Origin of the sequence: Rhodococcus sp. NPDC056506 (genome assembly GCF_042794945.1) — a bacterium.
GTDB lineage: Bacteria > Actinomycetota > Actinomycetes > Mycobacteriales > Mycobacteriaceae > Rhodococcus_F.
This window is the reverse complement of record NZ_JBHTSW010000009.1, coordinates 39862-57006: the sequence shown is the minus strand read 5'-3', so window position 1 is coordinate 57006 and position 17145 is coordinate 39862. Positions and strand designations below refer to the sequence as shown.

The following is a 17145-nucleotide window of genomic DNA, read 5'->3' as shown; positions in this document are numbered from 1 at the left end:
TCGACAGGTTTTACTCAGGAACGGTGGATAGCGTGTCGGCCGTGGAACCGCGACCTCGACACTCGGCAACCAGGCACAGACGTAGGCGTCCACCGCAGCGGTCGACGCTCTCGGTGGGGCGCAAGCTGGCGGCCGCCTCCTTGTCGACGACGATTCTGGTCGGCGTCGGAATCGGGTGGTACGTGCAGTCGGATCTGACGTCGGGGCTGTACCGATCGGACGCGCTCTCCGCCCTCGGTGACGACGCCGGCAGTTCGCTCGACGGGGATACCAACATCCTGTTGATCGGGCTCGACAGTCGCAAGGCGATGGACGGCAGCGACCTGCCGGCAGAGTTCGTCACCGACAAGCTGCACGCGGGGGACAGCGACGTGGGTGGATACAACACGAACACGCTTATCCTGCTCCATGTTCCGGGCGACGGCGGTAAGGCCAGTGCGGTGGCGATCCCACGCGACGATTACGTCGCGGTACCCGGCTACGGAATGGCCAAGATCAAGGAAGCCTACGGAATGGCGAAGGCTGATGCGGACGCCAAACTCGTAGCAGACGGTGTGACGGATCCTGCTGCACGAGAACAACAAGCACGCGAAGTCGGAAGGCGCTCGACGCTGACCACCGTGCAGAATCTGCTCAAGGTCCCGATCGATCACTTTGCCGAAGTGAACCTGATGGGCTTCTACGACGTCGTCTCGGCCATCGGCCCCGTTCAGGTGTGTCTCAACAATCCGGTGCAGGACGACTTCTCGGGTGCCAACTTCCCCGCGGGGGTCCAGACTCTCGATGCGTCACAGGCACTTTCGTTTGTCCGTCAACGCCACGGTCTGGACAACGGGGACTTGGATCGCACGCACCGGCAGCAGGCATTCATCAGCGCGGTGATTGCCAACCTGAAGGGCTCAGGAGTCATCGGCAACATTCCGAAGATGACGGCACTGGCCGACGTGGTGAAGAAGGACGTGGTGATCGATTCTGCCATGGATCCCGTCCGATTCGCTTCTCAGGCAAGCGCTCTCGCGGGTGGCAACATCGATTTCTACACCCTGCCCATCGAGGGTTACGAGACCGTCGATGGTCAGGACGTCAACACTGTCGATCCGGCACGTCTGCGTAGTGAAGTGTCGAGAATCTTCGCGGGAGGTGACTCGGCATCTGCACCTGCGATGGACACCGCGATCTCGACCGGGAACGAAGTTGTGGACATCCGCAACGGAACCGCGACGGACGGGTTGGGCGCCGCGTTGGCGTCGGCGATGAAAGCGTCGGGCGTCGAAGTCGGGGAGGTGAGCACCGCAGCTCCGACGGCAAAGTCGGTGGTCAGCTATGGGGTCGGAGCCAAAGCCGTCGCAGAGGCGCTGGCCGAGCAGTTGGGTGTGGTCGCGGTGTCGAACGAGCAGGCAGCGGCCGAATCAGTGTCTGTACTGATCGGTGAGGACAACGCGAAGACCGCGTTCTCGACCGCTCCGGTGCAACCCGGTCCGTCGGTATCGGCCGGCACGGTTCCCGATACCGGAGCGCAGGGATCACCCATCCGAACCGACTCGAATGGCGGCATCCCCTGTGTGGACTGACTCTCAGGTAATTCGCACGAAACTCACGCTGATTTCTTCGGTCTGCGGGTCTACATTGGAGAAGTCGAACTCAGTCGGGTACTTCACCTTTGGGGTACCTGACTGAGATTGCGTAGTTGAAAGGATCACCGACATGGCTACAACAGCAGCGGTACAGAATCCGACACGCTCACGTGCCAGGACCATGTCCTTGTCCGAGTACGTGGCCGAGCATCCCGCCCAGCGCGTTTTCCCGCCGACCAGTGAGCGGGCGGCCAGGATGGCGATGCTCATCATGTTCGCCCTGATGGCCGTCACCCTCGTCGTACTGGTACTTGACGAGGCAGGAATCTTCGGATGAAGGCAGCGGTCTTCGGCTGAGCCCGACCTTTAGTTACTCTTGAGTAATGACTGAACAGAAGAGCTGGAATGCGTTCACCGTCGAGCGCGAAGACAACATCGCCCAGGTGACGCTGATCGGGCCGAGCAAGGGCAACGCGATGGGGCCGGATTTCTGGAGTGAACTCCCTGAAATCTTCGCCGACCTCGACGCCGACCCTGAGGTGCGTGCAATCGTCATCGCCGGTTCCGGCAAGCACTTCTCGTTCGGACTGGACTTGCCGGCGATGAGCGGTGAATTCGGTGCCGTCCTCGCAGACAAGGCTCAGGCAGGTCCGCGCACCAAATTCCACGACATGATCAAGCGCATGCAGTCGGGCATCAATGCCGTCGCGGACTGCCGCAAGCCCGTCGTCGCAGCTGTGCAGGGTTGGTGCATCGGCGGCGGCGTCGACCTCATCACGGCGGCGGACATCCGCTACGCAAGTGCCGACGCCAAGTTCAGCATCCGCGAGGTCAAGGTCGCGATCGTCGCAGACATGGGCAGCCTCGCGCGACTGCCCGCGATTATCGGCGACGGACACCTGCGTGAATTGGCTCTGACCGGCAAGGACATCGACGCAGCGCGCGCCGAGAAGATCGGTCTCGTCAACGACGTTTTCGAAGATGCCGACGCGGTACTGGCCGCGGCGCGCGCGACCGCCAAGGAGATTGCGCTCAATCCGCCGCTCGTCGTCCACGGCATCAAGGACGTGCTCGATCACACCCGCAGCGCGAGCGTGAACGACAGCCTTCGCTACGTCGCAGCCTGGAACGCGGCGTTCCTGCCTTCGCAGGATCTGACCGAGGCCATCACCGCCGTCTTCCAGAAGCGCCCGCCCGTCTTCCAAGGTGAGTAGAAACTTCCAGGGCGAGTAATAAACAGCACAAAAAATCCCCGCGCATCTTCCGATGTGCGGGGATTTTCGTAAGGCCTGAGAACTTAAAGCTCAGTGCCCGCCGTCGGCGGCGAGACGCTTGATCGAAGCCTCGATCTCGGCCTCTGCCTCGGCGCGGCCGACCCAATTTGCAGCCTCGACGTGCTTGTTCGGCTCCAAGTCCTTGTAGTGGACGAAGAAGTGCTTGATCGCATCGAGCTCGAACTGTGAGATGTCACCCAGGTCCTGGATGTGATCCCAGCGGGGGTCACCGGCCGGAACGCAGAGGACCTTGTCGTCCCCGCCAGCCTCGTCGACCATCTTGAACATCGCGACTGCGCGAGCCTCGACGACGACGCCGGGGAAGACCGACTCGGGGAGCAGGACCATGGCGTCGAGCGGATCGCCGTCCTCACCCAGGGTGTTTTCGATGAAGCCGTAGTCGGCCGGGTAGCCGAAAGCTGTGTAGAGGTAGCGATCGAGTTTGACGCGACCGGTTACGTGGTCGACCTCGTACTTGTTGCGCTGACCCTTGGGGATCTCGATGGTGACGTCGAACTCCACGCCGATTCCTCGCTGTCGTGTCGGTAATGATTCGTCGGAAGGATATCGGGTCAAGGATAAGGTTGCCTGACCACCCAGTAGGCAGAGCACAGACGGAGGGGCGTTGGCGGGCCAAGGAAAGAAGAAGATCGGCTCGTTAGAAGAGAGTCGACGGCGTAACTTCCGCATCCTTCTGGCGGTCGGTGCAGTGGTTGTACTGGCCGTCGCCGGAGTTGTCGTCGTGAAACTCGGTACGTCGAACGACACTGCCGGCAGTGCGACCGTGACTACGTCGCCGCAGCCTGCGCTCGTGACACCGTCACCTCAGGTAGTGCCCGTCCCGACGGACGCACCGATTCCGAGTGCGTCGGGAATCGCCGCGGCGATCGGCCCGGCTGTGGCCAACCCGGATCTGGGGAAGTTCACCGGAGTTGTCGCTGATGCGATCACCGGAAACATTCTGTGGAGCGCAGACCCGTCGACGCCGATGACGCCTGCGTCCACGACGAAGGTGCTCACCGCATCGGCGGCACTGCTGAAGTTGCCGCTCGACCACCGGCTGGCCACGACGGTGGTGCCCGGAGCGAGTCCCGGCCAGGTCGTTCTGGTCGGCGGCGGTGACCCGACGCTGACGGCGACGCCGAAGGGGCAGAGCGGGTACTACGCCAACGCCGCTCACATCGCGGATCTCGTCGACCAGATCAAGGCTGCCGGTACGCCGGTGACCAGCGTCGTGGTGGACTCGAGCTTGTTCAAGGGTGACAACATGGCCACCGGCTGGTTTCCCGCGGACATCGCGGCGGGCTACATCACGCCGATCGAATCGGTGATGATCGAAGGCGGTCGGTACGACGGCACTCAAGACGAGTCACCGCGCTCGGAAACTCCTGCATTGGACGCGGGCAAGGTTCTCGCTCAGGCGCTCGGTGTCGATCCCGCCAACGTGAGTCTCGGCGCGGCGCCTGCCGGTGCCAAGCCGATCGCGACCGTGCAGTCGGCACCGCTGAGCGACCGGTTGCTGCAGATGATGGAACATTCCGACAACGTGCTCGCCGAGACCATCGGGCGTGAGGTTGCGATCGCCTCCGGAATCGAAGCGTCGTTCACCGGAGCAGTCGACGCGACCGGCAAGACCCTGCAGGCCGCCGGGTTCGACTACACCGGAGTTTCGCTGCACGATTCCAGCGGGTTGTCCGTCGACGATCTCATTCCCGCTCAGGTACTCGATCGCGTCATGACCGCTGCGGCCGGTGACGGTGATCCGAAACTGCGTCCCCTGCTGGACTACCTTCCGGTGGCCGGCGGAACAGGAAGTTTGTCCGACCGCTACGCGTCCGGAAACCGAACCGGTGCGGGTTGGGTACGGGCCAAGACGGGAACTCTCTCGACGGCCAGTGCGTTGTCAGGGTTCGTGGTCGATCAGAACGGGCGAGTGCTCACCTTCGCACTGATGTCCAATGACCGGCCGCCAGAAGTGAGCCGTCCTGCCCTGGACGCGATTGCCGGAGCATTGAGGAATTGCGGGTGCCAATAGTGGCCGAAAAGACTCCACAAGATGATGAAGCCTCGGCTCCGCTCGGTGGTGCCGTCGACTGGAGTCTGGCCGCCAAAGCCGGGATAAAGCTGGCGCGTGGCGGCCCCGCGATGTCTCGCTACACGGCCGAGACTGCGACGGCAGAACTCGCCGAAGCGTCCAAGCGTGCAGAACTGCCGGTTCGTGAAGTGACCGGTTTGGCCGACGGTCTACCGGTCCCAGCCGCTGACGTGTTGGACCGGGCTGGATGGATCACGGCAGCCTCGCGGTCGATGGCGCATCTCACCGGCGCCGACCCCGACGGCAGTGGCAATCTCATTGTCGGAAAGCCGGCGGGCCTGCAGGCCGGCGCAATGCTGGCGTACCTGTCTTCGGCGATCCTCGGCCAGTACGACCCATTCACCGGTGAACACGGCACGCTGCTTCTGGTCACACCGAACATCGTCTCCGTCGAACGGTCCCTTCGGCTGAACCCGAGCGACTTCCGGTTGTGGGTCTGCCTGCACGAGGTCACGCACCGGGTCCAGTTCTCGTCCTCGCCGTGGCTCGCGGACTACATGAAGGAATCCGTCGAAACGCTCGGTGCGACGGTGGACGAGTCGATGACCGACGTTGTCGGGCGCCTCGCCGCAGAGCTTCGCTCGCGGAAGGAACCCGACTCCAGTGACGGCGCGACGGCGGGCGGCATCATCGGCCTGCTGCGCGCCTCACAGGCAGAACCCCAGCGTGACGCGCTGGATCGGATGCTCGTACTCGGCACCCTCCTCGAAGGGCATGCAGACCACGTGATGGACGCCGTCGGTCCCGCTGTGGTGCCGTCGGTGTCAACTATCCGCGCGGCCTTCGACAAGCGTCGGCAGCGCAAGTCCAACCCCGTGCAGCGGATCATCAAGATGCTGCTCGGCATGGACGCCAAGATGGCGCAGTACGTACGCGGCAAGGCCTTCGTCGACGCGGTGGTTCTCACGGTCGGCATGGAGCAGTTCAACACCATCTGGACCGGGCCGGAAACCCTGCCGTTGCTCGACGAGATCGACAACCCCGACGCGTGGGTGAAGCGCGTTCTCGGCTAGATGCTGCTGCCCGAGACGCCTGCCCTGCTGGCGCTGCGACAGGCCGTGCGGGCGTGGACAGTCGCATACGAACCACGACGCCGGGTGATCGTCGCCCTGTCCGGGGGAGCCGATTCGCTGGCGCTCACCGCAGCAGCCGTGGCGGAAACCGAATCGGTCGACGCATTGATCGTGGACCATCGCCTGCAAGTCGGTTCCGATGCCGTCGCACGCTCGGCCGCAGACCAGGCGCTGGCGCTGGGTTGCCGGACCGCGACGGTCCTGACCGTCGACGTAGCCGATGGTGGGAGTCTCGAAGCCGCCGCACGTGAGGCTCGGTACAACGCCCTGCGCGGCGCCAGAACTGACCTCCCGGTTCTACTCGGACACACACTCGACGATCAGGCCGAGACCGTGCTTCTCGGACTCTCCCGCGGGTCCGGTGGGCGATCGATTCAAGGTATGACGGCATTCGACGCCCCCTGGGGGCGGCCGCTACTCGGCATCCGTCGATCGGTGACCAGGGCGGCCTGCGTCGACCTGGAAATCACGCCGTGGGAGGACCCGCACAACAACAATCCCGAGTTCACTCGCGTGCGTCTGCGGCACGAGGCGTTGCCGCTGCTCGAAGAAATTCTCGGCGGGGGAGTTCCCGAAGCGTTGGCCCGAACCGCGACGCAGTTGCGTGAGGACGGCGAGGCGCTCGACGAGTACGCCGAGGCCCTACTCCTACGGGTTGTCGTCGACGGGGAAGTGGAAGTGGACACACTTGCCGAAGCGCCTACCGCAATCCGTCGACGCGCTCTGCGCGCCTGGCTGCTGCAGGGCGGCGCAAAAGCATTGACGGACAAACAGTTACGCGCAGTCGACGCCCTGGTGACCGACTGGCGGGGGCAAGGCGGCGTCGCGATCGGCGGCGGAACACCGGAGGCGAGGTTGGTGGCGGCCCGGCGACGTGGCAGGCTGATCCTCGGATTCGAAGACCGACGAAGGGTTTGACGCGTGTACGAGGGCGACATCGCATCGGTACTGATCTCCGAAGAACAGATCCGTGCGCGAACGGCGGAACTGGCTGAGGAAATCGCCAAGCGTTACCCGGCAGGCGCCCCCGAAGGGGATCTCCTGCTGATCGGCGTCCTCAAGGGAGCGGTCTTCTTCATGACCGACTTCGCCCGCGCCCTGCCGATCCCGTCGCAGATGGAATTCATGGCCGTCAGCTCCTACGGATCCTCGACCTCGTCTTCGGGCGTCGTCCGCATCCTCAAGGACCTCGACAAGGACATCGCCGGTCGCCACGTGCTGATCGTCGAAGACATCATCGACTCCGGTCTCACGCTGTCCTGGTTGATGCGCAACCTCAAGACGCGTAACCCCGCTTCGCTCGAGGTCGTCACCCTGCTCCGCAAGCCTGACGCGGTCAAGATCGACGTCGACGTCCGCGACGTGGGCTTCGACATCCCCAACGAGTTCGTCGTCGGTTACGGCCTCGACTACGCCGAGCGGTACCGCGATCTGCCGTACATCGGCACCCTGGACCCCGAGGTTTACGGCGGCTGAGCCTGCTCGCCGGTTAACACTCTTCACACTTCAGCCTCTTCTGCATCAATCCTCCGAACGGACGACAGACAGGTCTGTGAGGCCTCGCTAGATTCACGGAATGCGCTATCGACGGCCTATTCGGTGACTCTTCCGCCACCGCCTCCTCCACCGCCGCCCCCTCCGCCACTGCCGCCCGAGGGCGAGCAGCAGTACTGGAATGCGCAACCGCAAGGCGTTCTGTACCAACCGCCGACCACCAACGGTTTCGCAATTGCAGCCCTGGTTGGGGCGCTCGTACTGGCGCCGGTCGGAATCGTGCTCGGCCACATTTCGCTGGCGCAGATCAAGCGAACCGGTGAGCAGGGGCGAGGACTCGCAATCGCCGGTCTGGTGATCGGCTACATCTTCACCGCACTTCTGGTGTTGTCGATCGTGTGGATGTTTCTCATTGCCAACGCCTTCACCCGTGCGTTCGACGACTACGACAGCGCGTCTTCTCTCTACTACACATCTGAAACGTCGAGTACGACGTATTCGACCTATTCGACCACCACATCCAGGACGGTAGCGCCGACGTACAGCGGAAGCGACACGGCGACGGTCATCGCAAATGCCTCGGTAGGCGACTGCATCGTCCGAAGGCTCGGAGCGGACAAGGGCGACGGGACAAGCGAGACGTATGTCAGTCCGGTCTCGTGCAGCTCGAGCAGCGCCACCCACCGAGTAGTCAGCCGCGGCACGTCCACGTCTGCGTGCGCCGCCGATTGGGTTCGTAAAGAGAGTCCGGTCGTAGTGCTTTGCCTGGCGGACGAATGATCGACAGAGGAAGTCACGGCCGATGACGTTGCCGCCCCCGCCCCCGCCCCCGCCCCCGCCGCCCCCGCCACCGCCAATGCAGGCTCCGGCTACCGGACATCCGCCGGCCGCTCGCTCTCGTGGCCGGGGATGGATTGTTGCCGTTACGGCTCTTACCGCCGTCGCGGCCCTCGCCGCGGGCACCGTCACCGTTGCCACGATTCTCCGGTCGGGAGACTCCGACGGACCGGTGGCAGGCCAGCTGGTCAACACCTACCCCACTCGGCCGACGCCAGGATGGTCGTTGGACGTTGACGATGTTCTGCCGGGCGGAAGATTTCTGTGGCCTGATTCGCTCGGTGCGAGCTATGGAACGGCAAGATTCATCGAGTTGGGACAGACTCTGATCACAACGGTCGGACCACAACAGGGTCAGCAATCCCAACTCGTTGCTGTCGACGCCGAAAGCGGATCCATTCGATGGCAAACGCCGGTCGCCGGCACGGTGTCGTGTGCGACCGCCGCGATCGATGCAGCCCTACCTTGTGTCGTCAGGAATCCTGGTGGAACAGCGCGAGTCGTTTCCTTCTCGCTCGACACGGGGACGATTCGTTCGAGTGTCGACACAGATACAGCCACCCTGGTCGAGGTTTCCGACGGGGCACTCTTCACCGTGGGCGGCAACCAGTCCGGGCAAGTTATTTCGCGCGGAACCCCCACCGACCTCGACGCGGCGTGGACAACGACAACTCCACAGGAAACCGACTGCGTCGGATCCGGCGATTCGCATTCGTTCGAGATCGTGGACGGCATCGTCTACTACTCGAGCATCGGATCGACGGCGCTCAGCGCGGTCGACGGCGCGCTGCTTTCGAATCCGAATCTCGGTGGCTACGAGGCCCTTCCAGGTCAGGGCTTTGCCGGCGTCCTCTGCGCGATGCCATTTCCGTCGGACGGATACTCCAGCATCGTGTCCGACCGTGACGGGACCGAGAGATTTCGAGTTGGCGAAGACAGACCGGCATCGCCGTGGCTTGTCTCGGCATCGAACTCTCGTCCGTACATCGGTTCGCATGGCGCGTACAACATCAGTGACGGCACCGAGTTGTGGTCGGTCACCGGCGGTGATCGCTTCTCGTTACACAGAATTGTCGGCGACATCGTGCTGGGCAACGACTCGGACACACTTTCCGCCTACCGAATCGACACCGGGGAGCAGTTGTGGTCGACCAAGATCGGTGACTACTTCTCTTTCTCGGTCTCGGACGGTGAGCGAATTCTCGTCCATCCCAACGACGGCAGGGTTCTTGCCGTCGAACTCGACGACGGCTCCATCAGTTGGTCACTCGATTCCCACACCAACCACTGGTCGTGGTCGAAGGCCCACGACGGACTCGCCTCGATCTCCAATGACGAGTTCGTCTACTACCCACCGACCGGCGGACCGTCGGGAGCGCCAGGCAAACTGCCCGCTGTCCCTGAAGCAGACGGAGGCGACGAGTACGTCACGAAATGCGGACGGACACCGACCCTGACGCCGGTTGAATACCGCACGCAGGCAGAGGGTCTCGTCGTTCGAATGGAAATGAAAGCATCATGTCCCGGCGGAGACATCGTCTCAACCGACGCGCTTCGGGTGTCGATCACCGACACCGGCCAGAGCGTTGCGTCGGCGGTGTTCGACTTCTCCGAAGCACCGATCTATCTTCCCCGAACCGATGGGACGAACACGACGAACTCGATCCAACGCGAGTTCCTGTACGACCTCGGTAGCTTCTGGAGGCTGCCGAACACTCTCGGTGAGTCTTCGAGTCTGACCAATTCGAGAGCGTCAGGTGCTCAACTCGTCGAATGCGAGGACGAGGGGACGAGTGATACCAGCCTGACATCCGGGCCGGCATCGCGAAGTGACACCAATACGCCGATCCGACCCACACGTAGCGCGCAGCCGACAACGGGCGACGTCGAAACTGCGAGTCTCGACGCCCTCCGGGCTCAGGCCGACGCCGATCGCCCCTTTGTGATCGGTGACCTCGCGAACAGGTGGGTGGCTCAGATCTCCTCCAAGCGGGTCGGACTCGATGCGGCGGATATCAATGGCGCTCCGGTGCATTGGACTGCTGCCCAGATCCTGCGACAGCATCTCGAACTTCGTCTCATGTATCCGGAGGTACGTCTGCTCTGGAGTGACGAATGGCGGACCTTCGATCTCCGTGGTTGGTGGATCACCGTCGCAGGCTTGACGTTTGCCGATGCGGATGCGGCCAACGGGTGGTGCGATTCGAAGCGGATCGCAAACGATCAATGCTTCGCCAAGATCGTCAGTAACGATCGTGATTCGTCGGGAACCACCAAATATCGGCGATAGCGCCTGACCCGTTCGGCGCACTTCCCACATCTGAGGAGCTTGGCGAATGACCGAAGACAACTCGCGTCAACACAGTGAACCGTCGACAAACGGTGTGCCCCAGCCTCATGGCATCTATCCGTCGGCGCAGGGCTATCCACCGCCCCAGAGCTATTCACCGACGCGATCTGCGTTCGAGGATATTCGGATCGGTGACTACACCCGCGACGGCACAGCCGCGGTACTGCTGTTCGTGTCGTTCTTCCTACCGTGGAGTGTCACCGTCGGGATAACCCGCGTCGGTTCGAGTGGTCTTGTCGTGCTTCTGGTTCTGCCGGCACTGCTGTCGCTGGCGTCGCTGTCACTACCGTACGTGGCGCGCCTCGGAATGCTCGGGCCGAATTGGAATGTGGGGCAGATACGGGTGCTGCGTCTGGTGGCCAACGGACCCCTCATTGCCACTGTCGCAGGTCTTGTCGCCTACGACGTCATTCGTGGAATGTTCCGATTCAGTGAGAGTTCGAGTATCTTCACCGGCAACGGGGTCGGCGCCGGAGCGTGGTTCGGGCTTGCCGGCGCCCTGCTCTCCGCTCAACCGCGAGCGGCAGAAATTCGCATCGACCCTCGAACCGCGCCGCGATGGTTGGCGTTGGTGAAGCCGCTTGTGTTTGTGGCTTGGGGGTCGTCAGTGGCCTCGGCGCTACTCGCGCTGATCTACATCCTGGTCTCCGCCAGTCGCTACCGATATTACGACGGGCCGCAGACTTTCGAGAGCCTGATCGTTCTCTTCGTGTCGTCGGCCGTTCCGATCGTCGTGGTGGGTGTTGCGGCAGTCGGTCTCGCCAGACGGTTTGCGTCCTGGCGCCTCACCATCGCCGCGCTCGGCATCGCTCTCCTCGCAGCCGGATTACTCCACTCGATCAGCGAGGGCACAAGTGTCGAGCTGTTCCACACGGTCACGGCTAGTCCGTACTACGGCATCACGTTCTTGATTGCCGCAGCCGCAATTACATTCATTCCATTCGGTGTTGCGTCCGTCGGCGACGGGACGCACCCCGGATACGTCTGGCTCGCAGCGGCACGAAACGGCATGCTGTTGATCGCGGTGTGGAGCTTCGGTGTTGGATTCACTCAGATCGCAATGGCAGCAACACAATTTGGCATCGTGCCGTGGGGAGATGCGTTAGTGCTCGCTGTTCTCGCGATACTCGTCGGGATTCTTGCCGTCGTCGGAGTCAGAGCGCTGTCGCTCCGCTATTCTTCGTCTGATCCTCGCCCGTCGCGCGAGGTTGTTCTCGGAGTCTGTGTCGCGCTGCTCGTTCTGATGATTGCTCGTCTAGTTGTACAGTCGACCATGTACGGCGAAATATATTACAGTGCATGGATATTCGATCTTGCTCTGGCGGTGCTGGTGGTTCTGCTTGCTCGCGCTCTCACAGTCTCACCGGCTGTTCGGAATTTGTATGCGGGGGTGCAACTGTTCGCGTCGGCCACCACGGTTACGGCTGCGGTACCGAGTCTTGGACAGCCCGTTCAGCCTTCGAGGCGTGCTCTCGAGGCTGCGGATCCGCGGACTCCGGCGGCGGTGCTGTTCGAGATTGCGTCGAGTTCGCCGGAGTTGCGGCCGGCGATTGCTGCGAATCCGTCGACGTACGACGATCTTGTGACGTGGCTCGAGGCGTTGGGTGATCCTGCTGTGGATGCGGCGTTGGATCGAAGGGCTGCTGGGCAATTCGGTCTACCCGAGCCTCAGCCTGAGCCTGAACCTGAACCTGAACCGGTGCCCGTGCCCGTGTCGGTGCCTGCGCCGGTGAAGCCTTCATGGCGTGCTCTCGAGGCTGGAGATCCGCGGACCCCGGCGGCGGTGCTGTTCGAGATTGCGTCGAGTTCGCCGGAGTTGCGGCCGGCGATTGCTGCGAATCCGTCGACGTACGACGATCTTGTGACGTGGCTCGGAGCGTTGGGTGATCCTGCTGTGGATGAGGCGTTGGATCGAAGGGCTGCTGGGCAATTCGGTCTACCCGAACCCGAACCCGAACCCGAACCTGCGACCGAGACCTTCATCTCGAACGCACAGGAATCCCGCTCCGGTAGCGACCCCGTGCAACTGGCCGCACCGCCACTGGTCGTGCCGCAACCGAACCCCGGGTATGCGCCGACCGGCGTTCCACTCCGGCCTGGTGGTTTTCGGCCGGCCGGAGCCGGGATACGAGTTGCCGCGCGATTCATCGATTTTGCCATTCTCGCAGTCGTGTCGGTCGTCGGCGGCATGATCTCCACCGCGACGCTCAGAAACGGTTTCGACTTCGATGCCTACCGGACAAGTTCGGGTCTGATCGGCCTCCTGATCGGGATGGGTTCGATCGTGTACTTCGTTTGGGGAGAGTCAGCATTCGGGGTAACCCTGGGCAAACTTGCGCTCGGAATAGGCGTTCGCTCGGTAGGAGGTGCGCGCCCGACCCTGGCGCAGTCCTTCAAACGGAATGCATTCGTGATCCCCATGTACCTCGGATCGGCTGTTTCGGCGTTGGCCATGCTCGGTAGTGGTGACGAGCTCGTCGGCATGCTGAACACGATGTCGTTGGGCAGTATCGCCAGTATCCTGGGTACTGTTGTAACAGTGGGTATTTCGATCGCGATCATTGTCTCGATCAGTGCTGCACCGGATGTACGCGGTTTTCACGATCGGATGGCTGACGCCGTCGTCGTGGTCACCAGACAGTGAGCGAGCGCGCTTCGAGGGAAACACGCATGCCTTCAGGGCGTCAACAGTTTCTTCTGCACCTTGCCCATGGCGTTGCGGGGCAAGCTGTCCACCAGACAAACCTGGCGAGGACGCTTGTGGATCGACAGCGATTCGGCGACGAAGTCCGAAACCACGGTGCAGTCGGCTACGTCGCCGACGATGAACGCGACTATGCGCTGGCCGAGGTCGTCGTCCGGCACGCCGACGACGGCGGCTTCGCGAACACCCGGGTATGCGAGAAGGGCCTGTTCCACCTCGCCGGCACCGATGCGGTATCCACCGGATTTGATCATGTCGACCGACTCGCGACCGACGATGCGGTGGAATCCGCTCTCGTCGATCACCGCGATGTCGCCGGTGCGGAACCAGCCGTCTTCGGTGATGGATTCCGCTGTCTTCGAGGGGTTCCCGAGGTACTCGTCGAAGAGCACGGCTCCCGCGACCTCCAGTTGACCTAGCTGCTCTCCGTCGTGCGCCGACAATTTACCGTTCTCACCGCGCAACCTCGTCCTGACTCCGGGAACGGCGTGCCCGACCCAACCCGGGCGGCGTTCACCGTCGTGCGTCGTGCTGACGGTGATGAGGGTTTCACTCATTCCGTAGCGCTCGACGGGAGCCAACCCCGTCAGCGATTTCATCCGCTCGAACAACGGAACCGGAAGTGGTGCACTGCCGGACACGAGCAAGCGCGCAGACTGCAATGCTGCCGCCGCCGAGGGATCACCGCACACGCGTGACCAGACGGTCGGAACACCGAAGTACAACGAGCCACCCGCTGCGGCATACGAATCCGGGGTCGGTCTGACGGTATGAATCAGCGGCGAACCCACGCGCAAGGCGCCCAACACGCCGAGAATCAACCCGTGGACGTGGAAGAGGGGCAGTCCGTGGACGAGTGTGTCCTCTGGCGTCCAATTCCACACATGAGCGAGCGCGTCGAGATCCGCTGCGATCGATGCTCGCGAGAGGACAACGCCTTTCGGAGCTCCGGTGGTTCCCGAGGTGTACATGATCAGTGCAGTAGCTGCCGCGCTCGGTTCGGGATAGGACGTCGCGGATCGCGCGTGAATATCGATGGGAATCAACGGGATACTCGAATCCGTCGGCCCTTCTCCGAGTATCAGTTCGGCCTTGGAATCGGCGATGATGTGCTGACGTTCGAACGGGCCGGAGTCCGGTGGGATCGGGACCACGGCAACACCGGCGATCAGCGCGCCGGCGACGGCGACCACTGTCTCGAGGCCGGCGGCGGCTTGTACTGCCACTCGCTGTGCACCGTGGATTCGATCGGCGACCGCGGTGGCGGCGGCAAACAAGTCGGCGCGAGAGAGGGTTGCGCCTTCGCCGAAACTGACCGCCGCTCCGTGATCGTCGAAGATGCGGGGGTCGAGGGAGCGCAGAAGTGTGGATTCGCTGTTCATCGCGAGTTCCCTTTCTTTGAGCGAAGATTCAGACGGACCAGGGAACAACGAACAGCAGCCAGGCGAGAATCGGCGTCACCACCATGATGGTCATGCCCCACCGCATCGTCAGCCCGAACACCACGTCGCGTTCTTCCGGAGCGGCGTTCGCGACCACCAGCGCGCCGTTGGTCGAGAACGGACTGCAATCGACCAGAGACGAGGAGATTGCCAGCGCGATGACCAGACCGGTTGCATTGACCTGACCGGTCATGAGGAATGGAATTGCCAAAGGGATGAGTGCGCCGAGGATTCCCGTGGTGGATGCAAACGCCGACACGATCGCGCCGATCAGACAGATCAAGAACGCCGCGAGAAGTGGAATCCCCACGTGTGCAACAGAATCACCGAGCCACTGGACGGTGTTCTGGTTCTGCAGAAGAGCGACGTACGTGACGATTCCGCCGATGAGGAGCACGGTGCCCCAGCTGATCTTGTCGACGGCGCCGCGGGCGGAAGCCGGGAAGATCAGGGTGAGAAGTACCGCGACAGTCAGTGCGGTGAAGCCGACGTCAAGGTCGAAGACCAAGGCGCCGAGTGCAAGCGACGCCAGTCCGAGCAGGGTGAGTCGCCGCTCGAGGTTGAGTGCTCCCTCGTGCGGAGCGGTCCCACCCGAGGACTTGCCGCCACTCTTCGAGTTGTCGCCGGAACCCGAACCGGTGATGGTGTCGCTCCCGCCAGACGCATTGCCGACTGCGTTGACGAGCACGCGTTCGGAGGCGCCGCGCGCAATCAACGCGCGTCCGCCGAACGAGACGTACGCGATGGCAGCAACAACGGCCGCGGCCGCGAAGGTCGAGACGAACAGCAAGGCCGGGCTCGACGGGAGGCCGTTCTGACGCATGACGTCGTTGGTGATCACACCGAAGATTCCGATAGGGGAGAAGCTGCCCGCCGTTGCGCCCTGGACGACCATGAAGCCCATCAGCATGGGGTGGATCCGGTAGCGGGTGGCGAAGCCCATTGCCACGGGCGCGATGATGGCGACGGCAGCGGGACTGACCGCGCCCATGGCGGTGACGGCCGCGCACACCGCGAACATCGCCCACGGCACGAGGGCCACTCGTCCTCTGACCGCGCGGACTGCCGCGTGAATGATCCAGTCGACCGTGCCGTTGTTTCTGGCCAGCGCGAACAGGTAGGTGACGCCGACCAGGATGACGAAGAGGCTGGCCGGGAAGCCGTCGAGGATCTCGCTGGTATCGACGGTGAAGACCAGTGTTCCGACGACAAAGGCAGCCACCAGGGCGAGCGCACCCATGTTCACCGACCTCACGGTGGATATGACGAACACCAGGACAAGTACTGACAGGGCTATGACATTTGCCATCGAACTCTCAATCCGTTCGCGACCAGCTTGTGGTCTGCATCACTTGGAATTGGCCTAGCCTCTCTGCCACTGCTCCATTTGTCAAGTACACTCCGAGGCATGAATTCGACGTCATCGCCCGGCTCGCGCTCGGGCCTGCCCGGACGATTGAAGCGTCCGCGCCTGTACGAGCAGTTGGCCGAGCACATTTCGAATTTCATCGAGGCTCAAGGTCTTTCGCCCGGTGATCGGCTTCCTCCCGAACGCAGCCTGGCTGCCGAACTCGGCGTGAGCCGCGCATCGCTGGCTCAGGCGCTCGTTGCTCTCGAGATCCGGGGCCGAGTCGAAATCCAGCACGGCAACGGTGCAGTGATTCGTGAAGCACCGACGCCCGACGCGGGCCGCTCCGCGGACTCGGGCGTGCGGCTTCAGGATCGGACCGTCGACGAACTGACTGCGGCGCGGGAAGCGATCATGGCCGGGCTGGCTCGGGCGGCGGCGTCGAATCCCAACGCTGCGCTGCGGGTCGCGATGTTGACCGACGACGGGACCGCGAGAAACTTCGCCGAGACGTGGCGTTGTGTCAGGCACCTTGCCGGAGGTGGCTTATTGGCTGATCTCGACGACACGATCGCCCAGCAGGCGGACGTGCCCGAGTCGTCGGCTCGGCTGTCTGCGCGACTCGATCAGCTCGCACACCGCATCATCGACGGTGACCAATCGGGCGCCGCCGACGCTGTTGCGGGAATCCTCTCCGACACGGCCTGACGAATAACGACGGACGAGCGTCGGAAAAGCGCACGATAACCGCTGTGAGCATGTTCGCTCACAGGAAACTGTGCTGCGACGTAGCCCGGGAACCTGATCGGCAATGCGCACGTTGAACACAGTGACGACCGTTCCAACCAAGCGGCACGGCTGCTGGCGGGCATCGATGGGGCCGATCGCGGTAACCTGCAGGTGTCCGGTTGGCAGCCGGAAGGCGACCTGGCAGACCCGCACTCTCGAAAGGAC

General features: G+C 63.1%; 14 protein-coding genes. 11 read left to right on the top strand and 3 right to left on the bottom strand.

What is annotated here, in order from left to right:
- Positions 1-41 precede the first annotated feature (41 nt).
- The 3 genes from ACFQ6H_RS10925 (at position 42) to ACFQ6H_RS10915 (ending at position 2788) form a co-directional block, all read left to right on the top strand.
- Positions 42-1571 carry an LCP family protein gene (locus ACFQ6H_RS10925; RefSeq protein ID WP_378546201.1) on the top strand — a complete coding sequence of 510 codons (1530 nt, stop codon included), beginning with the start codon at positions 42-44 and terminating at the stop codon, positions 1569-1571.
- A 133-nt stretch (positions 1572-1704) separates the two neighbouring features.
- Positions 1705-1911, top strand: coding sequence for a hypothetical protein (locus tag ACFQ6H_RS10920; protein WP_124568973.1), 207 nt, complete (start codon positions 1705-1707; stop codon positions 1909-1911).
- Between the two features lie 46 nt (positions 1912-1957).
- Positions 1958-2788 (top strand): crotonase/enoyl-CoA hydratase family protein, encoded by an 831-nt coding sequence (locus ACFQ6H_RS10915; protein WP_007727023.1) that lies wholly within the window; start codon positions 1958-1960, stop codon positions 2786-2788.
- Positions 2789-2878: 90 nt separating this feature from the next.
- Here the strand turns inward: ACFQ6H_RS10915 and ACFQ6H_RS10910 are convergent, their stop codons facing one another.
- On the bottom strand, positions 2879-3370 hold the full coding sequence (locus ACFQ6H_RS10910) for an inorganic diphosphatase (protein ID WP_378546204.1): 492 nt from the start codon (positions 3368-3370) through the stop codon (positions 2879-2881).
- Positions 3371-3473: 103 nt separating this feature from the next.
- Between ACFQ6H_RS10910 and dacB the strand changes: the two genes are divergently transcribed.
- The 7 genes from dacB (at position 3474) to ACFQ6H_RS10875 (ending at position 13341) form a co-directional block, all read left to right on the top strand.
- Positions 3474-4883, top strand: a complete 1410-nt coding sequence (gene dacB / locus ACFQ6H_RS10905; RefSeq protein ID WP_378646027.1) for a D-alanyl-D-alanine carboxypeptidase/D-alanyl-D-alanine-endopeptidase — start codon at positions 3474-3476, stop codon at positions 4881-4883.
- Positions 4883-5956 carry a zinc-dependent metalloprotease gene (locus ACFQ6H_RS10900; RefSeq protein WP_378639565.1) on the top strand — a complete coding sequence of 358 codons (1074 nt, stop codon included), beginning with the start codon at positions 4883-4885 and terminating at the stop codon, positions 5954-5956. The genes dacB and ACFQ6H_RS10900 overlap by 1 nt, the downstream gene beginning before the upstream one ends.
- A complete protein-coding gene (gene tilS / locus ACFQ6H_RS10895) occupies positions 5957-6934 on the top strand; it encodes a tRNA lysidine(34) synthetase TilS (RefSeq protein WP_378646025.1) in 978 nt (325 codons plus the stop codon). It begins immediately after the preceding gene.
- A 3-nt stretch (positions 6935-6937) separates the two neighbouring features.
- Positions 6938-7492 (top strand): hypoxanthine phosphoribosyltransferase, encoded by a 555-nt coding sequence (hpt, locus tag ACFQ6H_RS10890; protein ID WP_019746778.1) that lies wholly within the window; start codon positions 6938-6940, stop codon positions 7490-7492.
- 123 nt (positions 7493-7615) lie between these two features.
- Positions 7616-8290, top strand: coding sequence for a DUF4190 domain-containing protein (locus ACFQ6H_RS10885; protein WP_378646023.1), 675 nt, complete (start codon positions 7616-7618; stop codon positions 8288-8290).
- Between the two features lie 22 nt (positions 8291-8312).
- Positions 8313-10637, top strand: coding sequence for a PQQ-binding-like beta-propeller repeat protein (locus ACFQ6H_RS10880; protein ID WP_378646021.1), 2325 nt, complete (start codon positions 8313-8315; stop codon positions 10635-10637).
- Between the two features lie 46 nt (positions 10638-10683).
- Complete coding sequence (locus tag ACFQ6H_RS10875) at positions 10684-13341, top strand: RDD family protein (protein ID WP_378646019.1); 2658 nt, start codon at positions 10684-10686, stop codon at positions 13339-13341.
- 32 nt (positions 13342-13373) lie between these two features.
- On the opposite strand, the gene ACFQ6H_RS10870 is transcribed toward ACFQ6H_RS10875, so the two are convergent.
- A complete protein-coding gene (locus ACFQ6H_RS10870; RefSeq protein WP_378646017.1) occupies positions 13374-14783 on the bottom strand; it encodes an acyl-CoA synthetase in 1410 nt (469 codons plus the stop codon).
- Positions 14784-14811: 28 nt separating this feature from the next.
- Positions 14812-16152, bottom strand: coding sequence for an SLC13 family permease (locus ACFQ6H_RS10865; protein ID WP_054187898.1), 1341 nt, complete (start codon positions 16150-16152; stop codon positions 14812-14814).
- Between the two features lie 99 nt (positions 16153-16251).
- Between ACFQ6H_RS10865 and ACFQ6H_RS10860 the strand changes: the two genes are divergently transcribed.
- Positions 16252-16899, top strand: a complete 648-nt coding sequence (locus tag ACFQ6H_RS10860; RefSeq protein ID WP_003945418.1) for a FadR/GntR family transcriptional regulator — start codon at positions 16252-16254, stop codon at positions 16897-16899.
- Positions 16900-17145 lie beyond the last annotated feature (246 nt).

Coding starts and splice junctions, on each gene's coding strand:
- ACFQ6H_RS10915 (WP_007727023.1), top strand. CDS start 1,958: ATGACTGAACAGAAGAGCTGGAATGCGTTCACCGTCGAGCGCGAAGAC.
- ACFQ6H_RS10860 (WP_003945418.1), top strand. CDS start 16,252: ATGAATTCGACGTCATCGCCCGGCTCGCGCTCGGGCCTGCCCGGACGA.
- ACFQ6H_RS10870 (WP_378646017.1), bottom strand. CDS start 14,783: ATGAACAGCGAATCCACACTTCTGCGCTCCCTCGACCCCCGCATCTTC.
- ACFQ6H_RS10875 (WP_378646019.1), top strand. CDS start 10,684: ATGACCGAAGACAACTCGCGTCAACACAGTGAACCGTCGACAAACGGT.
- tilS (WP_378646025.1), top strand. CDS start 5,957: ATGCTGCTGCCCGAGACGCCTGCCCTGCTGGCGCTGCGACAGGCCGTG.
- ACFQ6H_RS10865 (WP_054187898.1), bottom strand. CDS start 16,152: ATGGCAAATGTCATAGCCCTGTCAGTACTTGTCCTGGTGTTCGTCATA.
- ACFQ6H_RS10880 (WP_378646021.1), top strand. CDS start 8,313: ATGACGTTGCCGCCCCCGCCCCCGCCCCCGCCCCCGCCGCCCCCGCCA.
- ACFQ6H_RS10920 (WP_124568973.1), top strand. CDS start 1,705: ATGGCTACAACAGCAGCGGTACAGAATCCGACACGCTCACGTGCCAGG.